Source organism: Streptomyces monashensis (genome assembly GCF_001866665.1).
Classification (GTDB): domain Bacteria; phylum Actinomycetota; class Actinomycetes; order Streptomycetales; family Streptomycetaceae; genus Streptomyces; species Streptomyces monashensis.
In genome coordinates this window covers 1-17639 of record NZ_MLYO01000093.1, presented here as the reverse complement: position 1 = coordinate 17639, position 17639 = coordinate 1, and the positions used below count along the sequence as shown (strand labels likewise).

At 73.6% G+C, this 17639-nt stretch carries 14 protein-coding genes and 1 pseudogene; 6 read left to right on the top strand and 9 right to left on the bottom strand.

The genetic code is table 11. The features are described 5' to 3' along the window. Positions 1-3: 3 nt before the first annotated feature. A complete protein-coding gene (locus tag BIV23_RS41280; protein ID WP_071386148.1) occupies positions 4-594 on the bottom strand; it encodes a TetR/AcrR family transcriptional regulator in 591 nt (196 codons plus the stop codon). Between the two features lie 210 nt (positions 595-804). Between BIV23_RS41280 and BIV23_RS41275 the strand changes: the two genes are divergently transcribed. The 3 genes from BIV23_RS41275 to BIV23_RS41265 are packed head-to-tail and all read left to right on the top strand — an operon-like array spanning position 805 to position 4402. Further along, positions 805-1095: an SHOCT domain-containing protein gene (locus BIV23_RS41275; protein WP_071386147.1), complete on the top strand. Its 291-nt coding sequence runs from the start codon at positions 805-807 to the stop codon at positions 1093-1095. Further along, positions 1092-1844 carry an ABC transporter ATP-binding protein gene (locus BIV23_RS41270; RefSeq protein WP_071386146.1) on the top strand — a complete coding sequence of 251 codons (753 nt, stop codon included), beginning with the start codon at positions 1092-1094 and terminating at the stop codon, positions 1842-1844. Before BIV23_RS41275 ends, BIV23_RS41270 begins: the two co-directional genes overlap by 4 nt. After that, positions 1841-4402 carry an ABC transporter permease gene (locus tag BIV23_RS41265; protein ID WP_071386145.1) on the top strand — a complete coding sequence of 854 codons (2562 nt, stop codon included), beginning with the start codon at positions 1841-1843 and terminating at the stop codon, positions 4400-4402. The genes BIV23_RS41270 and BIV23_RS41265 overlap by 4 nt, the downstream gene beginning before the upstream one ends. A gap of 872 nt (positions 4403-5274) precedes the next feature. Here BIV23_RS41265 and BIV23_RS52850 read toward each other — a convergent pair. Both BIV23_RS52850 and BIV23_RS41255 read right to left on the bottom strand, forming a co-directional pair. Further along, positions 5275-5748: pseudogene (locus BIV23_RS52850) on the bottom strand (ATP-binding protein); the annotation flags it as partial. A 254-nt stretch (positions 5749-6002) separates the two neighbouring features. Continuing rightward, entirely contained in the window at positions 6003-6326 is a 324-nt protein-coding gene (locus BIV23_RS41255) for a hypothetical protein (protein ID WP_071374519.1), read from the bottom strand. A gap of 292 nt (positions 6327-6618) precedes the next feature. On the opposite strand from BIV23_RS41255, the gene cds1 reads away from it, so the two are divergent. After that, positions 6619-7743, top strand: a complete 1125-nt coding sequence (gene cds1 / locus BIV23_RS41250; protein ID WP_071386143.1) for an L-cysteine desulfhydrase Cds1 — start codon at positions 6619-6621, stop codon at positions 7741-7743. Positions 7744-7772: 29 nt separating this feature from the next. Here the strand turns inward: cds1 and BIV23_RS41245 are convergent, their stop codons facing one another. Together BIV23_RS41245 and BIV23_RS41240 are read right to left on the bottom strand one after the other, a co-directional pair. Beyond that, the gene (locus tag BIV23_RS41245; protein ID WP_071386142.1) at positions 7773-8234 is read right to left on the bottom strand and encodes an SRPBCC family protein; all 462 of its coding nucleotides are present in this window, start codon (positions 8232-8234) and stop codon (positions 7773-7775) included. A gap of 78 nt (positions 8235-8312) precedes the next feature. Further along, positions 8313-9155, bottom strand: a complete 843-nt coding sequence (locus BIV23_RS41240; RefSeq protein ID WP_071386141.1) for a DeoR/GlpR family DNA-binding transcription regulator — start codon at positions 9153-9155, stop codon at positions 8313-8315. A 296-nt stretch (positions 9156-9451) separates the two neighbouring features. On the opposite strand from BIV23_RS41240, the gene BIV23_RS41235 reads away from it, so the two are divergent. Further along, entirely contained in the window at positions 9452-11860 is a 2409-nt protein-coding gene (locus BIV23_RS41235; RefSeq protein WP_071386140.1) for a hypothetical protein, read from the top strand. A gap of 35 nt (positions 11861-11895) precedes the next feature. On the opposite strand, the gene BIV23_RS41230 is transcribed toward BIV23_RS41235, so the two are convergent. From BIV23_RS41230 to BIV23_RS41215, 4 genes are all read right to left on the bottom strand, one after another. After that, on the bottom strand, positions 11896-14334 hold the full coding sequence (locus BIV23_RS41230; RefSeq protein WP_071386139.1) for a right-handed parallel beta-helix repeat-containing protein: 2439 nt from the start codon (positions 14332-14334) through the stop codon (positions 11896-11898). Positions 14335-14565: 231 nt separating this feature from the next. Beyond that, on the bottom strand, positions 14566-15171 hold the full coding sequence (locus tag BIV23_RS41225; protein ID WP_071386138.1) for an Rv1733c family protein: 606 nt from the start codon (positions 15169-15171) through the stop codon (positions 14566-14568). Positions 15172-15357: 186 nt separating this feature from the next. Beyond that, a complete protein-coding gene (locus BIV23_RS41220; protein ID WP_071386137.1) occupies positions 15358-16182 on the bottom strand; it encodes an MOSC domain-containing protein in 825 nt (274 codons plus the stop codon). Positions 16183-16225: 43 nt separating this feature from the next. Then, a complete protein-coding gene (locus tag BIV23_RS41215; RefSeq protein ID WP_071386136.1) occupies positions 16226-16663 on the bottom strand; it encodes a DUF6643 family protein in 438 nt (145 codons plus the stop codon). Positions 16664-16950: 287 nt separating this feature from the next. On the opposite strand from BIV23_RS41215, the gene BIV23_RS41210 reads away from it, so the two are divergent. After that, positions 16951-17639: TerD family protein (locus tag BIV23_RS41210; RefSeq protein ID WP_177240227.1), on the top strand; the 689-nt coding region annotated here is incomplete at its 3' end.

Here is a 17639-nt window from a genome sequence, read left to right as displayed (position 1 = left end):
GATTCAGCGGTCCTTTCCGGTGGCCGGAGGAGTCAGCAGGGAGAGCAGGCCGCGCACGCCCGCGTCGAACGCGGCGGGGGAGCCCGAGGCGCGGGCGAGGACGTAGCCGCCCTGGACCGTCGCGAGGACGGCTGCGCCGATCTCCTCACCGTCCAGTCCGGGCGCGAACTGCCCCTGCCGCTTGCCCTCTTCGACGAGCTCGGCGATCCGCTGCCGGATGAACGCGATCGTCTCGTCCACCGGCGCGCGCAGCTCCTCGCTGGCGATCACGTCCGGATCCATCGTGAGACGGCCGACCGGGCAGCCGCGCAGCACGTCCCGCTCGCGCAGCAGATACGCCTCGATGCGCTCGTACGGCGTGCCCGGCCCGGCGAGGACGCGCTCGGCCGTGGCGCGCAGGTCGTCGGCGGTCCGCCGGATCGCCGCCAGGGCGAGATCGGGCTTGCCCTTGAAGTGGTGGTACATGCTGCCCTGGCCCGCGCCCGCGCGCTCCAGGATCGCCTTCGGGCTCGTGCCCACGTAACCGCGCTCCCACAGCAGTTCGCGCGTGGACTCGATCAGTCGCTCCGGGGTGCTCATGCATCCACTGTACATACTAGTAGTTACAATCCGCCAGTCCCCAAGGAGCGCCCGTCCCCGCGGAGCATCGGTCCCCAGGGAGCAGGCGCGCCCCCGGCCTCGTACTCCCCGGGGGGTATGCGTTGTGCCGCCGGCCGCACGACGACCCGGACCCCCTGCCGGAGGGAGTCTCGTGTCAGTCCCCGAAGTCCGGGGACGACATGACGACAAGGGAGATGACCCGAGATGCAGACCCTGGCGAGCTGGCACGGCGGGCCCGGCCCGTGGATCCTGTTCTTCCCGCTGATCTGGGCGGCCGTCGTGATCGGCGCCGTCACGCTCCTGCGCCGCACCGTGTGGCGCGGTCGCGGTCCCTGGCAGCGGCCCGTCGACGGCGGCCGCCCGGCCGGGGACTCCCCGCTCGCGGTCCTGGGCCGCCGCTTCGCCTCCGGCGAGATCGACGAGGACGAGTACTGGCGCCGCCTGTCCGTCCTGGACGAGCAGTTCGGCCGCACGGGCAAGGGCGGCCCGGCATGACCACGACGACCGCACTGCGGCGGGCCGCGGCCGGGGTGACGGACGCGGTGAAGGTGTACGGTGGCGGCGACACCGCCGTACGCGCGCTCGACGGCGTCACCGTGGACTTCCCCGCCGGACGCTTCACGGCGATCATGGGCCCCTCCGGCTCCGGCAAGTCCACGCTCATGCACTGCGCGGCCGGCCTCGACACCCTCACCTCCGGCACCGCCCGCATCGGCGACACCGACCTGGGCGCGCTGGACGACCGCCGGCTGACCCTGCTGCGGCGCGACCGGATCGGGTTCGTCTTCCAGGCGTTCAACCTGGTGCCGACCCTGACCGTCGCCGAGAACATCACCCTCCCGCTGGACCTGGCCGGCCGGCGCGGCGACCCGGCGTGGACCGACGCGCTCGTGGACGTCGTCGGGCTGCGCGACCGACTGCACCACCGGCCGTCCGAACTCTCCGGCGGCCAGCAGCAACGCGTCGCCGTGGCCCGGGCGTTCGCCGGCCGGCCCGACGTCGTCTTCGCCGACGAGCCCACCGGCAACCTCGACTCCCGGTCCGGCGCCGAGGTCCTCGGCCTGCTCGGCCGGGCCGTGCGGGAGATGGACCGCACGGTCGTCATGGTCACGCACGACCCGGTGGCCGCCGCGCACGCCGACGAGGTGCTCTTCCTCGCCGACGGCCGCCTGGTCGACCGTATGGCAGCGCCCACCGCCGACCGCGTCCTGGACCGCATGAAGGCCTTCGAGGTGCGGTCGTGAACGCCTCGCTCCGGCTGAGCCGCGCCTCGCTGCGCGCGCACCGACGCCGCTTCGCCGGCACCTTCCTCGCCGTGTTCCTCGGTGTGGCGTTCCTGGCCGGCACCCTCGTCATGGGCGACACGCTCAGGGCGAGCTTCGGCACCATGTTCGGCGAGGCCACCGCCGGCACGGACGCCGTGGTGCGCGGCGCCGACGCCATCACCGCCCCCGGCCAGGGCCAGGGCGTACGGCAGCCCGTCCAGACCTCGCTGGTGCGCACCGTCGAACGGGTGCCCGGCGTGGCCGCCGCCGCCCCGGACATCGAGGGGCGCGGCCAACTCGTGGGCGCCGACGGCAGACCCGTCGGCGGTCAGGGGCCGCCCACCCTCGCCGGGAACTGGATCACCGACCCGCGGCTCAACCCGTACCGGCTCGCCGAGGGCCGCGCCCCCGCCCGGTCCGGCGAGGTCGTGGTGAACCGGGGCGCGGCGAAGAAGGCGGGCCTGAGGATCGGCGACACCACGACCCTGCGCACCCCCGACCCGGTGCGCGTGATCGTCGTGGGCCTCGCCACCTTCGACGGCCAGGACGGCATGGCCCAGGTGACCTTCACCGGCATGACCCAGGCGGATGCCGAGCGGTACCTCACCGCCCGGCCGGGACAGGCGGCGGCCATCGACGTGCGGGCGGCGCCCGGAGTCGGTCAGAGCGAGCTCGTGCGGCGACTGAATCCCGTACTGCCCAAGGGAGTCGAGGTCATCACCGGACAGCAGTCGGCGCGCGAGAACACCGACATGATCTCCGGCCAGTTCCTGACCCTCTTCACCACCTTCCTGCTCGTGTTCTCCGGCGTCGCCCTGCTCGTCGCCACCTTCTCCATCCACAACACGTTCGCGATCGTGGTCGCCCAACGCACCCGCGACAACGCCTTGTTGCGCGCTCTGGGCGCCGCCCGCCGGCAGGTGACCGCCCTCGCCCTCGCCGAGGCGCTCGCGGTCGCGCTCACCGCCTCGCTCGCCGGGCTCGCGGGCGGCATCGGCATCGCCGCCGGGCTGCAGGCACTCTTCCCCGCGATCGGATTCCCGTTCCCCGACGGCGAGTTGGTGATCAAGATCCTGTCGATGGCCCTGCCGTTCACGGTCGGCGTGGTGGTCTGTCTGGCCTCCGCGCTGCTGCCCGCCCTGCGCGCCGGACGCACCGCGCCGCTGGCCGCGCTGCGCGAGACGGACGTCGACACCTCGGGCGCCTCCCGCCCGCGCGCGGTCACCGGCGCCACCCTGGGCGCGCTCGCGCTCGCGGCGACCCTCGGCGGCGTCCTCGTCACCCCGTCCGTATGGCTCGCGGGACTCGGCGCACTGCTCGCCCTGGCGGCCTTCGTCGTCCTCGGGCCGGTCGCCGCGACCACCGTCGTACGCCTGCTCGGCCGTCCGCTGGACCGGCTGCGCGGGGTCACCGGCGGCCTGGCCCGGCGCAACGCGCTGCGCAGCCCGAAGCGGACGGCCGCCACCGCGAGCGCGCTGATGATCGGCGTGGCCGTGGTGTCCCTGTTCACCGTCTTCGGCGCCTCGCTGAAGGCCACCATGGACCAGACGGTGTCCCGCTCCTTCGCGGGCGACGTCGCCGTCAGCAACCCCTCCTTCGGCGCGGGCGGCAGCGGACTCAGCCCCCGGCTCGCCCCGGCGCTGAACCGGCTGCCCCAGGTGGACACCGCCGTCGGACTCGGCCGCGGGGTCGCCGAAGTCGACGGCAGGGGAAGGGCGTTGACCGTCACCGACCCGGCCGCGCTCGCCCGCACCTTCGACCTCGGCACGGTCATCGGTTCGCTGCGCGACCTCGGCACCGACGGCATCGCCCTCACCCGGGCGGAGGCCGACCGGCAGCATCTGCGCACCGGCGACAGCGCCCGTCTGACCTTCACCGACGGCACGCGCGAGACCTTCACCGTCCGGGCCGTGTACGGCCGGTCCGAACTCGCCGGCGACTACGTCATCACCCGGGCCGCCTGGGCCCCGCACCGCACCCAGGACTCCGACACGCTGATCGCGGTCACCTTCAAGCACGGGGTGGACGCCGACGCGGGCAAGGCGGCGGTCAAGCGGGTCGCGGCACGCTACGGCAACCCGCAGGTGCAGACCCGCGGCGAGTACGCGCAGTCCTCGGCGGGCGGGATCGACATGATGCTCACCCTCGTCTACGCCCTGCTCGCCCTCGCGGTGCTCATCGCCCTGCTCGGCATCGCCAACACCCTGACCCTCGCGCTGCACGAACGCACCCGGGAACTGGGACTGTTGCGGGCCGTCGGGCAGACCCGCACCCAGCTACGGGCCATGGTCCGCTGGGAGTCGGTCCTGGTCGCCGCGTTCGGCACGGTCGGCGGACTCGGCCTCGGCACCTTCCTCGGCTGGGTGCTGGTCAAGGCCTCCGACGGCGCGAGCGACACCGCCTTCGCCTTCGCCCTGCCCCCCACCCGGCTCGCCGTGGTGACCCTCGTCGGACTCACCGCCGGCGCCCTCGCGGGCCTGCGCCCGGCCCGGCGAGCGGCCAACCTGGACGTCCTGCGGGCGATCGCGACGCAGTGACCGCCCTGGGGAGTGTGCGGGGTCTGTTGTGCCCGGCCGCGTCGGATCCGCGGCCGGGCACGGTCCGTTCCGGCCCGGTCCGGTGGGGGGCGACCGCCGGCGTCTCGGGCGCGCCGGGCCGCCACGACGGCCCGCGTCGATTCCCGTGACCGGGCAGGGTTTTCATGGTCCGGTGGGCGGGCGGGTTGTTCGGATCCCGGTGGTGCGCGGTCTGTTGAGCCCGGCTGTGTCGGTTCCGCAGGCCGGGCAGGGTCCGTTTCGGCCCGGTAGGCGGGCACGGTTGTCCGAGTTCCGGGGGTGCGGGAACCGCTGCGATCGCCTGTGCCGGATCTGTCGGCCGGGTTCGGCCCGACCTGGTTCGGCGGGCGGGCACGGTTGTCCGCGTTCCGGGGGTGTGGAAGCCGCTGTGATCGGCTGCGTCGGATTTGCGGCCGGGCAGGGTCCGACCTGACTCGGCGAGTCCGCGCGGCCGTCGGGGTCCCGCGGTGCGGGAACCGCTGCGGCCGACCGCGTCGAAGCGGCCGGCCGAGCCGGGTCCGGTCCGGCCCGACAGGCAGTCGCGGTCGTCCGTGTCCGTAAGCGGTCTCACCGCCCGGTCAGCCGGGAACGGCTGACCGGGCGGGAGCCTGTGCCCCGGGCCCGGCGGAGGCGTGTGCCACCGCGGGAACGGGAGTCGGGGTCGGGGCCGGATCGGGCGCAGGGGCCACGCTCGCCACACCGACGGTGGCACCCACGGGCGTTCCGGTGGGCACGACCGTTGCCGCGGTCACCACAGCCCCGGCCGCCACAGGAGTACCGGCAGTGGTCGGCGAAGCCACCACCGTGACCGGTACCGCGGCCACCACGGGCACGGGTACCGGCGTCGTCCGGACCGGTTGCGCGGCCCGTGCCGGGCGGCGCGGGGTCTTCGCCGGATGCGTCCGGGCCTCCTCCGGGGCGGGCAGCGTGAACCACACGACCTTGCCGTTCTCGCCGTCCGGCCGCGCGCCCCAGCTGTCGCTCACCGCGGCCACCATCGCCAGCCCCCGGCCGCAGGTGGCCAGCGGCCCGGCGTCCGGCGCGTCCGCGGCCGTGTCGGCCGGCACCGGCAGCCGCGGGTCGCTGTCGCGCACCGAGACCGTGAGCCGGTCCGCCAGCAACTCCAGCTCGACGGTGCACGTCTTGTCGGGCCTGGCGTGCCGGTGGACGTTGCTCAGCAGCTCCGTCACACCGAGTGCGGCCCGGTCTATCAACGGGTCCATATGCCAGTAGCGCAACTGCGCAGATACGATTCTGCGGACCTGGCCGATCCGCGACGGCAGGGCTTGGAGCTCCACCGTGCAGTGCCTGCTCGGATGACTGATCACGGCTCGCGACTCCCCGGTGTAGAGGTCCGAAGGGACCGGAAGAACACGGAGAACAACGGATCCAGCAGGGTGCTTGCGTCCAAACGTCCGCCTGCTGTCATGGCCGGCGGGCTGGTTCGCAGCGTTATCGCCGGTAAACCCAGAGTGACGTGTGTGAACAGCGTGACAGGGCGGATGCGCTCCCGCAACTCGCCGCGGCGCAACGCTGCTCGGAGTGTGAGCGCCGGGTTCCCCACCCGGCGGCCGTACGGCGCTCAGCCGCCGCGGCCCGCGGCCCGGCGCACCGCCTCGATGAACCGGCGGGCCGCGGGCGGCCCGGGCTCGCCGGGAGCGGGGTCGTGCTCGCCCAGCGTCAGCAGGTACCGCTGGCCGTTGAGGTCGGCCAGTGCCCGGTCGTCCGCGGCGAACCACGGTTTCGACGCCCGCACCGCCTGCACCGGCGCGCTGTCGATCTCGCTGCCGTAGCTGTTGAGCAACTCCAGCCTGCCGTCGTTGATCCGGACCTGCCCGGCACGCGTGAGCGAACGCAGCCGCTTGCCGATCCGCACGCCCGTGGCCGTGAACTCCGGCTCCGCCATCGCTTGCAGCCCCCTTGCGCGTGTGCTTCCGCGACCCAGCGGGACGATAGGTCCCGTTGCGTGCAGTCTGCCCCGAGGCGGCCGAGAGCACCAGTACACGCGGGGCGTGTGCGACGACCGCCCGGAGCACTCCCGCCACGCGCCCCCGGCCGCCGCGCCCGCCCGTGCCCCAGGGCCGCTTTGGGCCGCTCAAAGATGCGTTTATGCAGGTGGGAAGCGGTGTCAAAGATGCCTATGCTCAAGGTGTCGGCCGCGTCAGGCGCTGTCGGCGCCCAGCGTAAGGAGCACCGCCGTGAGCACCACCCCCCAGATCCGGACCGGCGCCACCCTCGACGTGGACCGCAGCGACCCCGCCTACCGCGACTGGCTGAAAGAAGCCGTACGCAAGGTCCAGGCCGACGCCAACCGCTCGGCGGACACGCACCTGCTCCGCTTCCCGCTGCCCGAGCGGTGGGGCATCGACCTCTACCTCAAGGACGAGTCGACGCACCCCACCGGGAGCCTCAAGCACCGCCTCGCCCGTTCCCTGTTCCTCTACGGTCTCTGCAATGGCTGGATCCGTCCCGATCGCCCGGTGATCGAGGCGTCCAGCGGCTCGACGGCCGTGTCGGAGGCCTACTTCGCCAAGCTGATCGGCGTGCCCTTCATCGCGGTCATGCCGCGCACGACCAGCGCCGAGAAGTGCCGCCTGATCGAGTTCCATGGCGGACGGTGCCACTTCGTGGACGACTCACGGAGGATGTACGAGGAGTCGGCCCGGCTCGCGGTGGAGACCGGCGGCCACTACATGGACCAGTTCACCTACGCCGAGCGGGCCACCGACTGGCGCGGCAACAACAACATCGCCGAATCCATCTTCCGCCAGCTGGAGTTGGAACGGTTCCCGGAGCCGGCCTGGATCGTCGCGACGGCGGGCACCGGCGGCACCTCCGCCACCCTCGCCCGCTACGTCCACTACATGCAGTACGACACCCGCGTCTGCGTCGCCGACCCGGACAACTCCTGTTTCTTCGAGGGCTGGACGGCCGGCGATGCCGACGTCACCTGCGACTGCGGCTCCCGGATCGAGGGCATCGGCCGGCCGCGCATGGAACCGAGCTTCGTGCCCGGCGCGATCGACCGGATGATGAAGGTGCCGGACGCGGCGAGCGTCGCCGCCGTACGCGCCCTGGAGCGGGCCATCGGCCGCAAGGCGGGCGGCTCCACGGGGACCGGGCTGTGGAGCGCGCTGAAGATCGTCTCCGAGATGGTGGCCGAGGGCCGCACCGGCAGCGTCGTCACCCTGCTGTGCGACCCGGGCGACCGCTACCTCGACAAGTACTACTCCGACGCCTGGCTCGCGGAGCAGGGCCTCGACATCACGCCGTACTCGGCAGCGATCGACACCCTCCTGACGACGGGCGCCTGGCCGCACTGAGCACCCGGCCGGTCCGGTGCCTCGGGCGGTCAGTGCAGGCGTCGGTCGAGCGCGGCGACCGCCGTGCGGAAGGAGCGGCCGACCCCGGGGCGGGCCAGCCCGCATGCCAGTCGGAAGGGCGTCGTGCCGTCGAGGGCGAAGGTCATCCGCACGCGGGTCCCCGCACCGGCCGGAGCCAGCCGCCACTCCTCGATCCAGGCGCGGGCGCCCGGCGTGTTCGTCACGTCGACGCGATAGGCGTACACCTCGGGCCCCTTCGCCGCGAGCACCGTCTCCCGGAAACGGATGCCGCCGCGCAGCCGCACCTCGCGCCCGCCCTCGGTCGGCCGGGCGGAGGCGATGGCCGAGAACCACTGTGGCCAGCCGGGCACATCCTCGGCGAGGGCGTGGAAGACGGCCTCCGGAGGGGCGGCCATGTCCCGTGCGAACACGAGCCGTACCGGCGCGTTGTCGACGAACTCCGGCCCGACCGGGCGCAGACGGTGCGGCATGACGCGAACCCCCTCGTGACGTCCGAACTCCCGCCCCGAAGCAGGGCAGTTGAAGGAGCCAGCCTAGTTGACGGCCCGTCAGATGTCCTCGACTGCCTCGACTTCGCTCTCGCTCTCGCCCGCCACGATCAGCCGCGGCAGATGCTCCGAGATCTCCGTACGCGCCTCGGCCGGCAGCCCCGCGTCGGTGACGAGCGTGTCCACCTGCTCCAGCGTGGCGAACGAACTGAGGCCCACCGTGCCCCACTTGGTGTGGTCGGCGACCACCACCACCCGGCGCGCGGAGTGCACCAGACGCCGGTTGGTCTCGGCCTCCGCGAGGTTCGGCGTGGACAGCCCCGCCTCGACCGATATGCCGTGCACACCGAGGAACAGCAGATCGAAGTGGAGAGCGGCGATGGCCTGGTCGGCGACCGGCCCCACCAGCGAGTCCGACGGAGTGCGCACCCCGCCCGTCAGCACCACCGTGGCCGCGCCCTGGCGCTGACCCGAGGTGCGCTGCGCCGCGTGGAAGACGTCCGCGACCCGCACCGAGTTCGTCACGACGGTGAGGTCGGGCACCTCCAGCAGATGCTGCGCGAGCGCGTACGTCGTCGTACCGCCGGACAGGGCGATCGCCGCGCCCGGGCTGACCAGCCGGGCCGCCGTCCGCGCGATGTCCTCCTTGGCGGTCAGCTCCAGACCCGACTTGGCCTCGAACCCCGGCTCATGGGTGCTGGCCTCGACCACCGGCACCGCCCCGCCGTGCACCTTCTCCAGCATGCCCTGACGGGCGAGGGAGTCCAGGTCCCGGCGCACGGTCATGTCCGACACCCCGAGCTTGCGGGTCAGCTCGTTGACCCGCACACCGCCCCGGCGCCGGACCTCGTCCAGGATCAGGGCGCGGCGCTGCTCCGCGAGGAGGTTCTGATTCTCACTCACGTACGCACCGGTCCTTTCGCCGCCAACCGTCCGACACGCCCGCCGCACCGGCTCCGACCAGGAGAATACGGAGCACCGAAGGTGCGCGGGCATCCCATCCTTTCACGGCTCGGCAGGGGTCGCGCCACCCGCCTGTCACGACGCGCACATGCCACCCGTGTCACAGGTGTGCCGTCCCGATGTCACACGGATCGGGGAGATTGCGTGACGAGCGGTACACGGCACCGGCCCAGCGGAGATCCTGAAGCCCGCATCGACTCAGACCCTTCGGGCGTGGGCACGGGAGTGCGACGACAGTGGAACGCGCGCAGAACCGCTCCACGGGGCGGCAGACCAACCGGCCCGGCGAGCCGGGCACCGACCGGGCGCACCGGCCCGCCGCGGGGCAGCCCGCTCCGGCTGACCGGGGGGCCGCGCCGCGGGCCGAGCTGGAACTGCTGGTGCACGGGGTCGGCGGCACCACACCCGAGAAGATGCTCGGCGACCCGCGCACGGTCCGGGTCACCGGCGACGACACCGCCGCCGTGTTCCGGCGCGCGGTGGACACCGAACCCGGGAAGGTGCCGCGCGGCGAGCCGGTGCGGGAGGCGTACGTCTGGTGCAACCTGACCTCCGGCGACAGCAGCCGTGCCCTGTGGCTGTTACTGCTGCCGTTCATGGTGGTCAACCTCGCCCACTGGATGCGCCCCGCCGCGACGGACCGGCCGCGCGCCGTCCGCCTGTACGGCCTCCTCGTGCGCCTCACCGCGCTCACCCTCACCGTGCTGCTGGTGGCCGCCGCCTGCGAGGTGGCCCTGGACCTGGTCGCCTGGCAGTGCGCGGGCGCGCCCGCGTGCGCCCGCCGCCACACCTGGCTGACGTTCTCCGGCGTCGCGGCGTCCGTCGCGGACGGCGGCTGGTGGAGCCTGCCCGGCCGCCGGCTCGCCCTCGCGGCGCTGGTGCCGGTCGCGCTGACCGGGCTGCTCTGGTACCTCTCGCGCCGCACCTGGAGCGCGTACGAGTCGCACCGCCCGATGTCCCGCGAACCGGAGCCGGAGACCGACGGCAGCGCGCTGGCGATGCCCGGCTTCTGGTACGGGCGCCGGCTCGTGGCCCGGCTGCGCGCCGCGCACACCGCGGCCGGCCTGCTGACCGTGGCCGCCGCCGTGGCGACCCCGGCGACCCGCTTCGACCACCGGCCCGGCGGTTCGGCGGCCCTGAACGTGCTGAGCTGGCTGCTGACCGCGGCCCTGCTGGCCGGCGCGGCAGCGGCGGTGGGCGTGGTCTGCCGCCGGGGCCGCAGCGAGAACACCCTCGATCAGGCACTCGACCGGCATCTCGTCCGCCGACTGCCGCTCGGCGCGCTCGCCCTGCTACTGCTCACCGCGCTCTACGCCGGCTGGTCCCGGCCCGGCTGGCACTCCACCGGGCGGCTGCCGGGCGACCCGGCCTTCGGCACGCTCATGCTGGCCCAAGGGCTGCTGGTGATCGCGCTCGCCGTCGTCGCCCGGGACCTTCACCGCCGCGCACCCGACCGGCGCGCCGGGATGCGCGGCCTCGGCGGTCCGGCCGTCGCGCTGCTCGCATGCTCCCTGGGCGGCGTGATGTCCGGCGGCGTCGCCCAGCGCGTCGCGGGCTGGCTGGACGGCACCGGCGCCCTGCCCGCCGGGCCGCCCGTCCTGCTGACCTGGCAGGCGTCCACGATCCCGCCGGTCCTCGCGGTCCTGCTGCTCCTCGGGATCCGGCTCGGACTGGGCACCGCCCGGCTCGCCCGCGCCGAACGCGCCCGCATCCGCCACGAGCACCCCGGCGAACCCGAGGACCCCGGCCGCACCCGCACCATCGCCCAGGTCCGGGCCATGGCCACCCTCACCGACCGCGCGCCCCTCGTCGTCGCCGTCCTCACCGCCACCACCCTCGTGCTCGGCGCCCTGGCCCTGGCGGGCGCCATGACCACCGGCACGACGCCCGACGGCGCCGCGCACCGCACCGCCGACGTGCTGCGGGCGGCGGCCGGGACCTCGCAGGCTCTGGGCTCCTGGCTGGTCGGGTTCGGCTTCCTGCTCTTCGTGACCTGGGGCCGGCGCGCCTACAAGGACGCCTCGGCACGGCGCACCATCGGCATCCTGTGGGACGTCGGCACCTTCTGGCCGCGCGCCGCCCACCCCTTCGCGCCCCCGTGCTACGCCGAGCGGGCCGTGCCCGATCTGACCTGGCGGATGGCGACCTGGACGCAGCGCACCGGCGGCCGCCTGGTCCTCTCCGGCCACTCCCAGGGCAGCGTCCTGGCCGCGGCCGCCGCCTGGCAGCTGACCCCGTCGACCCGCAAACGGATCGCCCTGCTGACCTACGGCTCCCCGCTGGAGCGTCTCTACGGCCGTTGGTTCCCCGCCCACTTCGGGCCGCCCGCGCTCGCCGCCCTGCACCGCGACGTCGCCTGCTGGCGCAACCTCTACCGCCGGACCGACCCCATCGGCGGCCCCGTCCGCATCCCCGACGACACCAGCCCCGAGGTCGACCACGGCCCGCTGCGGGACCCCCTCGCCTACGGCCGCACCGCGCAGCATCCGCTCCCGGCACCCATCCTCGGCCACTCCGACTACCAGGCGGACCCCGACTTCGAACGCGAACGCACCTGCCTGCTGGCCCGGTTGCGTCCGGAGGTGCCGGTTCAGCGCCCGGAGCCGCGACCGGATCCGCGAGACTCCGCGGGCGGGGTCGGCTAGACCGGATGCCGGGACCTGCCGGTGCCGCCCGGGGCTCACGGCAGCGCGGGCAGGTCCTCCGCGTACAGCAGGGTCAGGTCGTCGGTGCTCGGGTCGGCGAGCTGGGCGACGCGGCTCGCGTGCCGCTCCACCATCGCCTCGAACGTCTGCCGGGCGGTGCGGCCGTTGCCGAACGCCGGGCCCTTCGGGATCGCCGTGAAGTACTTCAGCAGCGCCTCGGACGTGCCCGACGCCAGCCGGTACTCGTGCTCGTCGGCCTGCTGCCCCACGATCCGCAGCAGTTCCTCGGGGCCGTAGTCGCCGAAGGTGATGGTGCGGGAGAAGCGGGAGGCGACACCGGGGTTGACGGACAGGAACCGCTCCATCTCCGCCGTGTACCCGGCGACGATCACCACCACCGCGTCCCGCTGGTCCTCCATCAGCTTCACCAGGGTGTCGATGGCCTCCTTGCCGAAGTCCCGGCCGGCGTCCTGCGGCGACAGAGCGTAGGCCTCGTCGATGAACAGCACGCCGCCGTGCGCCCGTTGGAAGGCCTCCTGGGTGCGGATGGCCGTGGAGCCGATGTGCTCGCCGACCAGGTCGACCCGGGACACCTCCACCAGGTGCCCCTTCTCCAGTACGCCGAGCGAGGCGAGGATCTCGCCGTAGAGCCGGGCGACCGTCGTCTTTCCGGTGCCGGGGGAGCCGGTGAACACCAGATGCCGCTTGACCGAGGCCGCCTTCAGGCCCGCCCGCTGCCGGCGCCGGCCCACCTCGATCATGTCGGTCAGCGCCCGCACCTCGCGCTTGACGCTCTCCAGGCCGACCAGCGTGTCGAGTTCCCCGAGCACGTCCTTCGAGGTGCGCGCCGACGCGGCCGGCTCCGCGGTGTCGACCACCGGCTCCTGCTCCGTGGTGCGCTGTCCCGGGATCGAGCCGAGCAGGCCGGCGGTGTGCGTCGCCGTCTGTACGGCGGTCTCGCGCGCCGCCGACGGCCGCAGGCCCCCGCTCTCGTCGCTGGTGCAGTCCTCCACGACCGGGCCCGTCCCGGAACCGGCGTCCGGGCCGTTGTCGGCGAACTCGTAACCGCCGCGCGCGCAACGCTCCGTACGGCACTTGCGCAGGGTCGCCCGGCAGCCGTCGATCACATGGAAGCCGTAGCCGCTGCTGCCGCTGACCCGGCAGGTGAGGAAGCTGCCGCGACCGCCCGCGGAGACGTAGAAACCGGCCTCGGCGGGGGAGTCGACCGTGCAGCGCTCGACGGTGGGGTCGGCGCCCTTGGTGACGATCACGCCGGTCTGGGTGCCGTCCAGGGTGCAGTTGTTCAGCGTGCCGCCGCTGCCGTGGTCGCGGAACCAGGCGCCGGTGGCCGCCTCCCGGATACGGCAGTCGTCGAGCTGCGCGGTCGCCCCGTCGCTCACCGACACCGCCGTGTTGCGCACCTGGGACAGGTCGCTGTCCACGACGTCCGCGCGCGAGCCGCGGTCCAGCACGAACAGCGCGTCCGGCACGTCGTGCACCCGGCAGGAGTCGAGGACGGCCGTGGCGCCGTCACTCACCCACACCGCCGGGTAGTCGCCCGTGCTGTCGAAGATCTCGCACTGGTTGGCGTCCACCCGGGTGCCCGGGTCCCACACCGACAGGCCGTTGCGCCCGAACTGACGGACCGTCGTGCGGGTCAGCGTCAGCACGGAGCGGGAGCGCAGGTCGACCGCGTTCTCCGGGATGTCGTGGATACGGCAGTCGGCGAGGGTGAGCACCGCGTCCGTGTCCAGCGTGACGCCGTCGGCGGTGGTGCGGTGCACGTCGCAGTCGGTCAGATGGGCGCTGGCGCGCTGGCTCACCTGTACACCGGAACCGCGGACCTCGTAGATCTCACAACCCAGCGCCTCCAGGGAGGAGTTCTCCCCAGTCGCCGTCAGCCCGGTGCCGGAGGCGTGGTGCACACGGCAGCGCACAAGGCGCGGATGGGCGCCGCCGCGGACGGCCACGCCCGCCTGCCCGGCCGCCACGACCTCGCACTCCTCGAACACCCCGCTGCCGCCGTCGAGCACGGCGATGCCGATGCCCGCGGGGTTGTCCACCGTGCAGCGGCGCACGGTCGGGCGGGCGCCGCCGCGCACCTCGATGCCGGCGGCGGAGCGCGTGACGATCCGCACGTCCATCAGCTCGGGCGTGCCCTCCTCGACCAGCAGCGCCGGTGCCGCCGCGTCCTGGCCCTCCACGTGCAGGTCCTGCACCACGGCCGAGGCCCGCACCGTCAGCGGCACTCCCGCCTCGGGCGCGATCCGCACCGATCCGGGGGAGCCGTCGGGGCCGCGAAGCGTCACGGACCGCTGCACGACGAGGTTCTCCCGGTAGGTGCCGGGGGCGATGGTGAGGACGTCGCCGTCGGCGGCGGCCTCCAGGGCGGCGGCGAGAGATGCGTACTCACCCGTGCGGCGCCGCCACCGCGACGTACCGGTGTGCGTCACCTGGACCGTGCCCTGTGCCATGGCGTTGCCGTGCCCCCACCTCGTCGTACTGATGACTCGATCCCACGCGGGACCGTGCCGCCGGTGACGGGAGCGCGACGGCGCCCGGCCCGGGGGCCGGTGCGCGTGCGCGCTCTTCGAAAACCTGCGCGTCCCTGCGGTTCGCTCATCCGCGGGTTGTCGCCGAAAGCGTTTCGGCCGGTCCACCGTAGCGTGTGCGTGCGTGGTGGGCTGACCAGAGCCGTCAGGCCGTCAGCTGCCGGTGCCCGCCTTGCCCCAGTCCGGGCCGGCCCGGTCCCAGGCCTGGTCCCAGCGCGCGTACCGCCGGCGGATCATGCGCCATACGGCCAGGCGCCGGACGCCCTCGACCAGGCCGGCGATCAGCAGGGCCGCGCCGAATCCGGCCAGCACCGCGTGCGTCGTCGCGGTGGGGGAGTCCAGCGGACGCGTGGTTATTCGGCCCCGCGGGTCCGTCCAGACGGCGAAGTGGTCGCCCGTGTGCGGGGACTTGAGGTCCGCCAGGGCCGAGCCGTACTGCCGGGTGCCGTCCGGAGCGGTCCAGTCGGCGAGGACGCGGTGGCGGGACTCGCGCACCGCGACGGCGTCGGGATCCGTCTCCAGCGGGGTGTCCTTGAGGGGGCGCACCACCGTGGCGGTGACGAGGTGGCGCGTGTGCTGCTGCTCGCGCACCGACCGCTGAAGCGCGTCCTGGGCGACGGCACCGACCAGACCACCCGTCACGGGTGCGGCCACGGCGATCAGTACCAGCGCCACGAGCGCCACCCACGCCTCGGCCAGATCGGTCGGTCGGCACAGCGGGTTGCGCCGCCAGCGCCACAGCCCCCTGATGGCCCGCATGTCCCCACCCCCTTCCGCTCCGTCATAACCCCCGGAGCGGGCGTGCATCCGTGCCCCGGAGCAAGAGAGAGCGACGTCACGTCCGCCGCGGACGGTGCCGAGCGCGGCTTCTCACGCGTTTCTCATGCACTCTCAACGACCGTGCCCTCCTTTGGGTTCCCGTCCGTGTCCGGCCGTTGTCGCGTGTCACTCCAGCACCCGCACCGGGTCCCCGACCCTGATCGTGCCCGGCGTGAGGGGCACCAGGTTCTGCCCGAAGACCAGCATCGAGCCGGCCCTGCGATGCCGCGCCAGGGTGAGCAGGGGCTCGCGGCCGCGTACGGCGGTGTCCTGGTCGGTCGTGGTGACGACGCACCGTCCGCTCGGCTTCGCGACGCGCAGGACCACGTCGCCGACGCAGACGCGGGACCAGTGGTCCTCTGCCCAGGCCTCGGTGCCCGCGACGACGAGGTTGGGCCGGAAGCGGTTCATCGGCAGCGGACCCTCATGGCCGTGAGTGCCCTCTGCTATCAGGGAGTTGAGGGCGTGGAGGGAGGCCGCGGTGGTGACCAGCAGGGGATAGCCGTCGGCGAAGCTGACCGTCTCCCCGGGCAGGGCGTACGCGGGGTCGACCGGGCGGCGGGTGGCCGGGTCGTCCATGTGCACCAGGCGGACGTCCGCCTCCAGAAAGGCGCTGCACCAGGCATGCGCGGGCGGTCCGGCCGGGACGGCCTCCACCTTCGTGCCGAAGACGCTGATCGGCACGGTCTCGCCCGGCTCGGGCACGGTCACCGCCAACGGCGCGCGACCGGGCGCGGACAGCAGGACTCCGCCGCCGGGCAGCAGCTCGGCGGCGGCCAGCGCGAGGCGCGGCTGCTCGCGCTGGGTGACGACCTTTCCCCCGTCGTCGATCAGTGTCCAGCGCCGGTCTCCGGCCAGGCCCCAGGGCTCCACCACAGCTTCCTGGGGCGCGAATCCCCGGAACGCCTTGACCGGATGGACGTGGATCGACTGCACTTCGGCGTGTCCCATGACGCCATCGTGCCAGGCGGCACCGACAGCGAGGGAGCGCCGGTCAGTAGCCGCGGTACTGCTGGTTGTTGTACGGGTCCTGGTAGGGAGCCGGCGCGGGCCGCGGCGAAGCGGGGCGCATGGCCTCGTACCCCGTGCCGCCCGCCATCGGGCGCTGCGGCTGCGGGGCCTGCGGACCGGGGTAACCGCGCGGGGCGCTCGCCTGCTGCGGGATGTACGCCGTGGGCGCCTGCTGGAGCGGCGCGGGCTGCGGCGTCTGCGGGTAGCCGTAGGCAGGCGGCTGCGGGGAGGGGGCCGCCGGGAGGGCGGGCAGTGCCGACGGCAGGGCGGGCAGGCTGCTGCCCATGTCGTAGGCGGCGGGGACCCGGATCGGGGCGATCTGCGGGGTGCCCCGCTCGGCGACGAGGGAGTCGTAGATCGGGGTGTCCGGGAAGGAGGCGGAGTAGTAGCCGCCACCATAAGTGGAGCGGGGGGAGGTCATGGCACATAAGTTAAGCCCACGATGTGCTCGTTGGGGAGACCGATAAGAGGGTTCTTTTCTGTGTCGGCAGTGACCTGGGATCCCCAATCCGAGCGAACTTGGCAAAATGGGGCACCGACCCGCGTTTGAATCATGTAAAGGGAGGCTTTCTGCGGGGTTACCGGCGGTCGGCCAGCGATCTTCCCGTGCTGTTCAGAGGAGTTCGCCCGCCCCGGGAATAGGTTGTGCGGGTAGGGATGGCCGGACGGCCGGGGGTGCCCGGGAGCCGACACGGATTGGGGTGGGACATGTCAATGCCGAAAGGGTCGAACGCGCCGGTGCCGACCACGGCCCTGCGCGTCGAATTGGGCTGGCGCTCCGGCCCCGGAGTGCCCGACGCCGACGCCTCGGCGCTGCTCCTCGCCGCCGGACGGGTCCGCTCCGACGGGGACTTCGTCTTCTACAACCAGCCCGCGCACCCCTCCGGCGCCGTACGCCACGAGGGCAAACGGACGGTCGGCGGGCAGGTCACCGACACTCTTTCCGTCGACCTCGCGCGCGTGGAGGGAGCGATCGAGCGGATCGTCCTCGCCGCCTCCGCCGACGGCGGCACGTTCGCACAGGTCCCCGGCCTCTACATCGAGGTGACCGACGGCGCGACCGGCTCCGTCGTCGTCCGCTTCGACAGCCCCGGCGCGACCTCGGAGACGGCCTTCGTGCTCGGCGAGTTCTACCGCCGCCAGGGCGGCTGGAAGTTCCGCGCCGTCGCCCAGGGCTACAGCAGTGGACTCGAAGGCCTGGCAACGGACTTCGGGATCACCGTGGAGGGACCGCAGCACGCCGCACCGCCCACGATGACGATGCCGTCGGCACCCGCGATGCCCCCCGTACCGCCCTCGCTCCCGACCGTGCCGCCCCCGCCGCCCCCCACGGCACCCACGGTCGCCCCACCGCCCCCCGCGCCGGTCCGCCTGTCCAAGGTCACGCTCACCAAGGC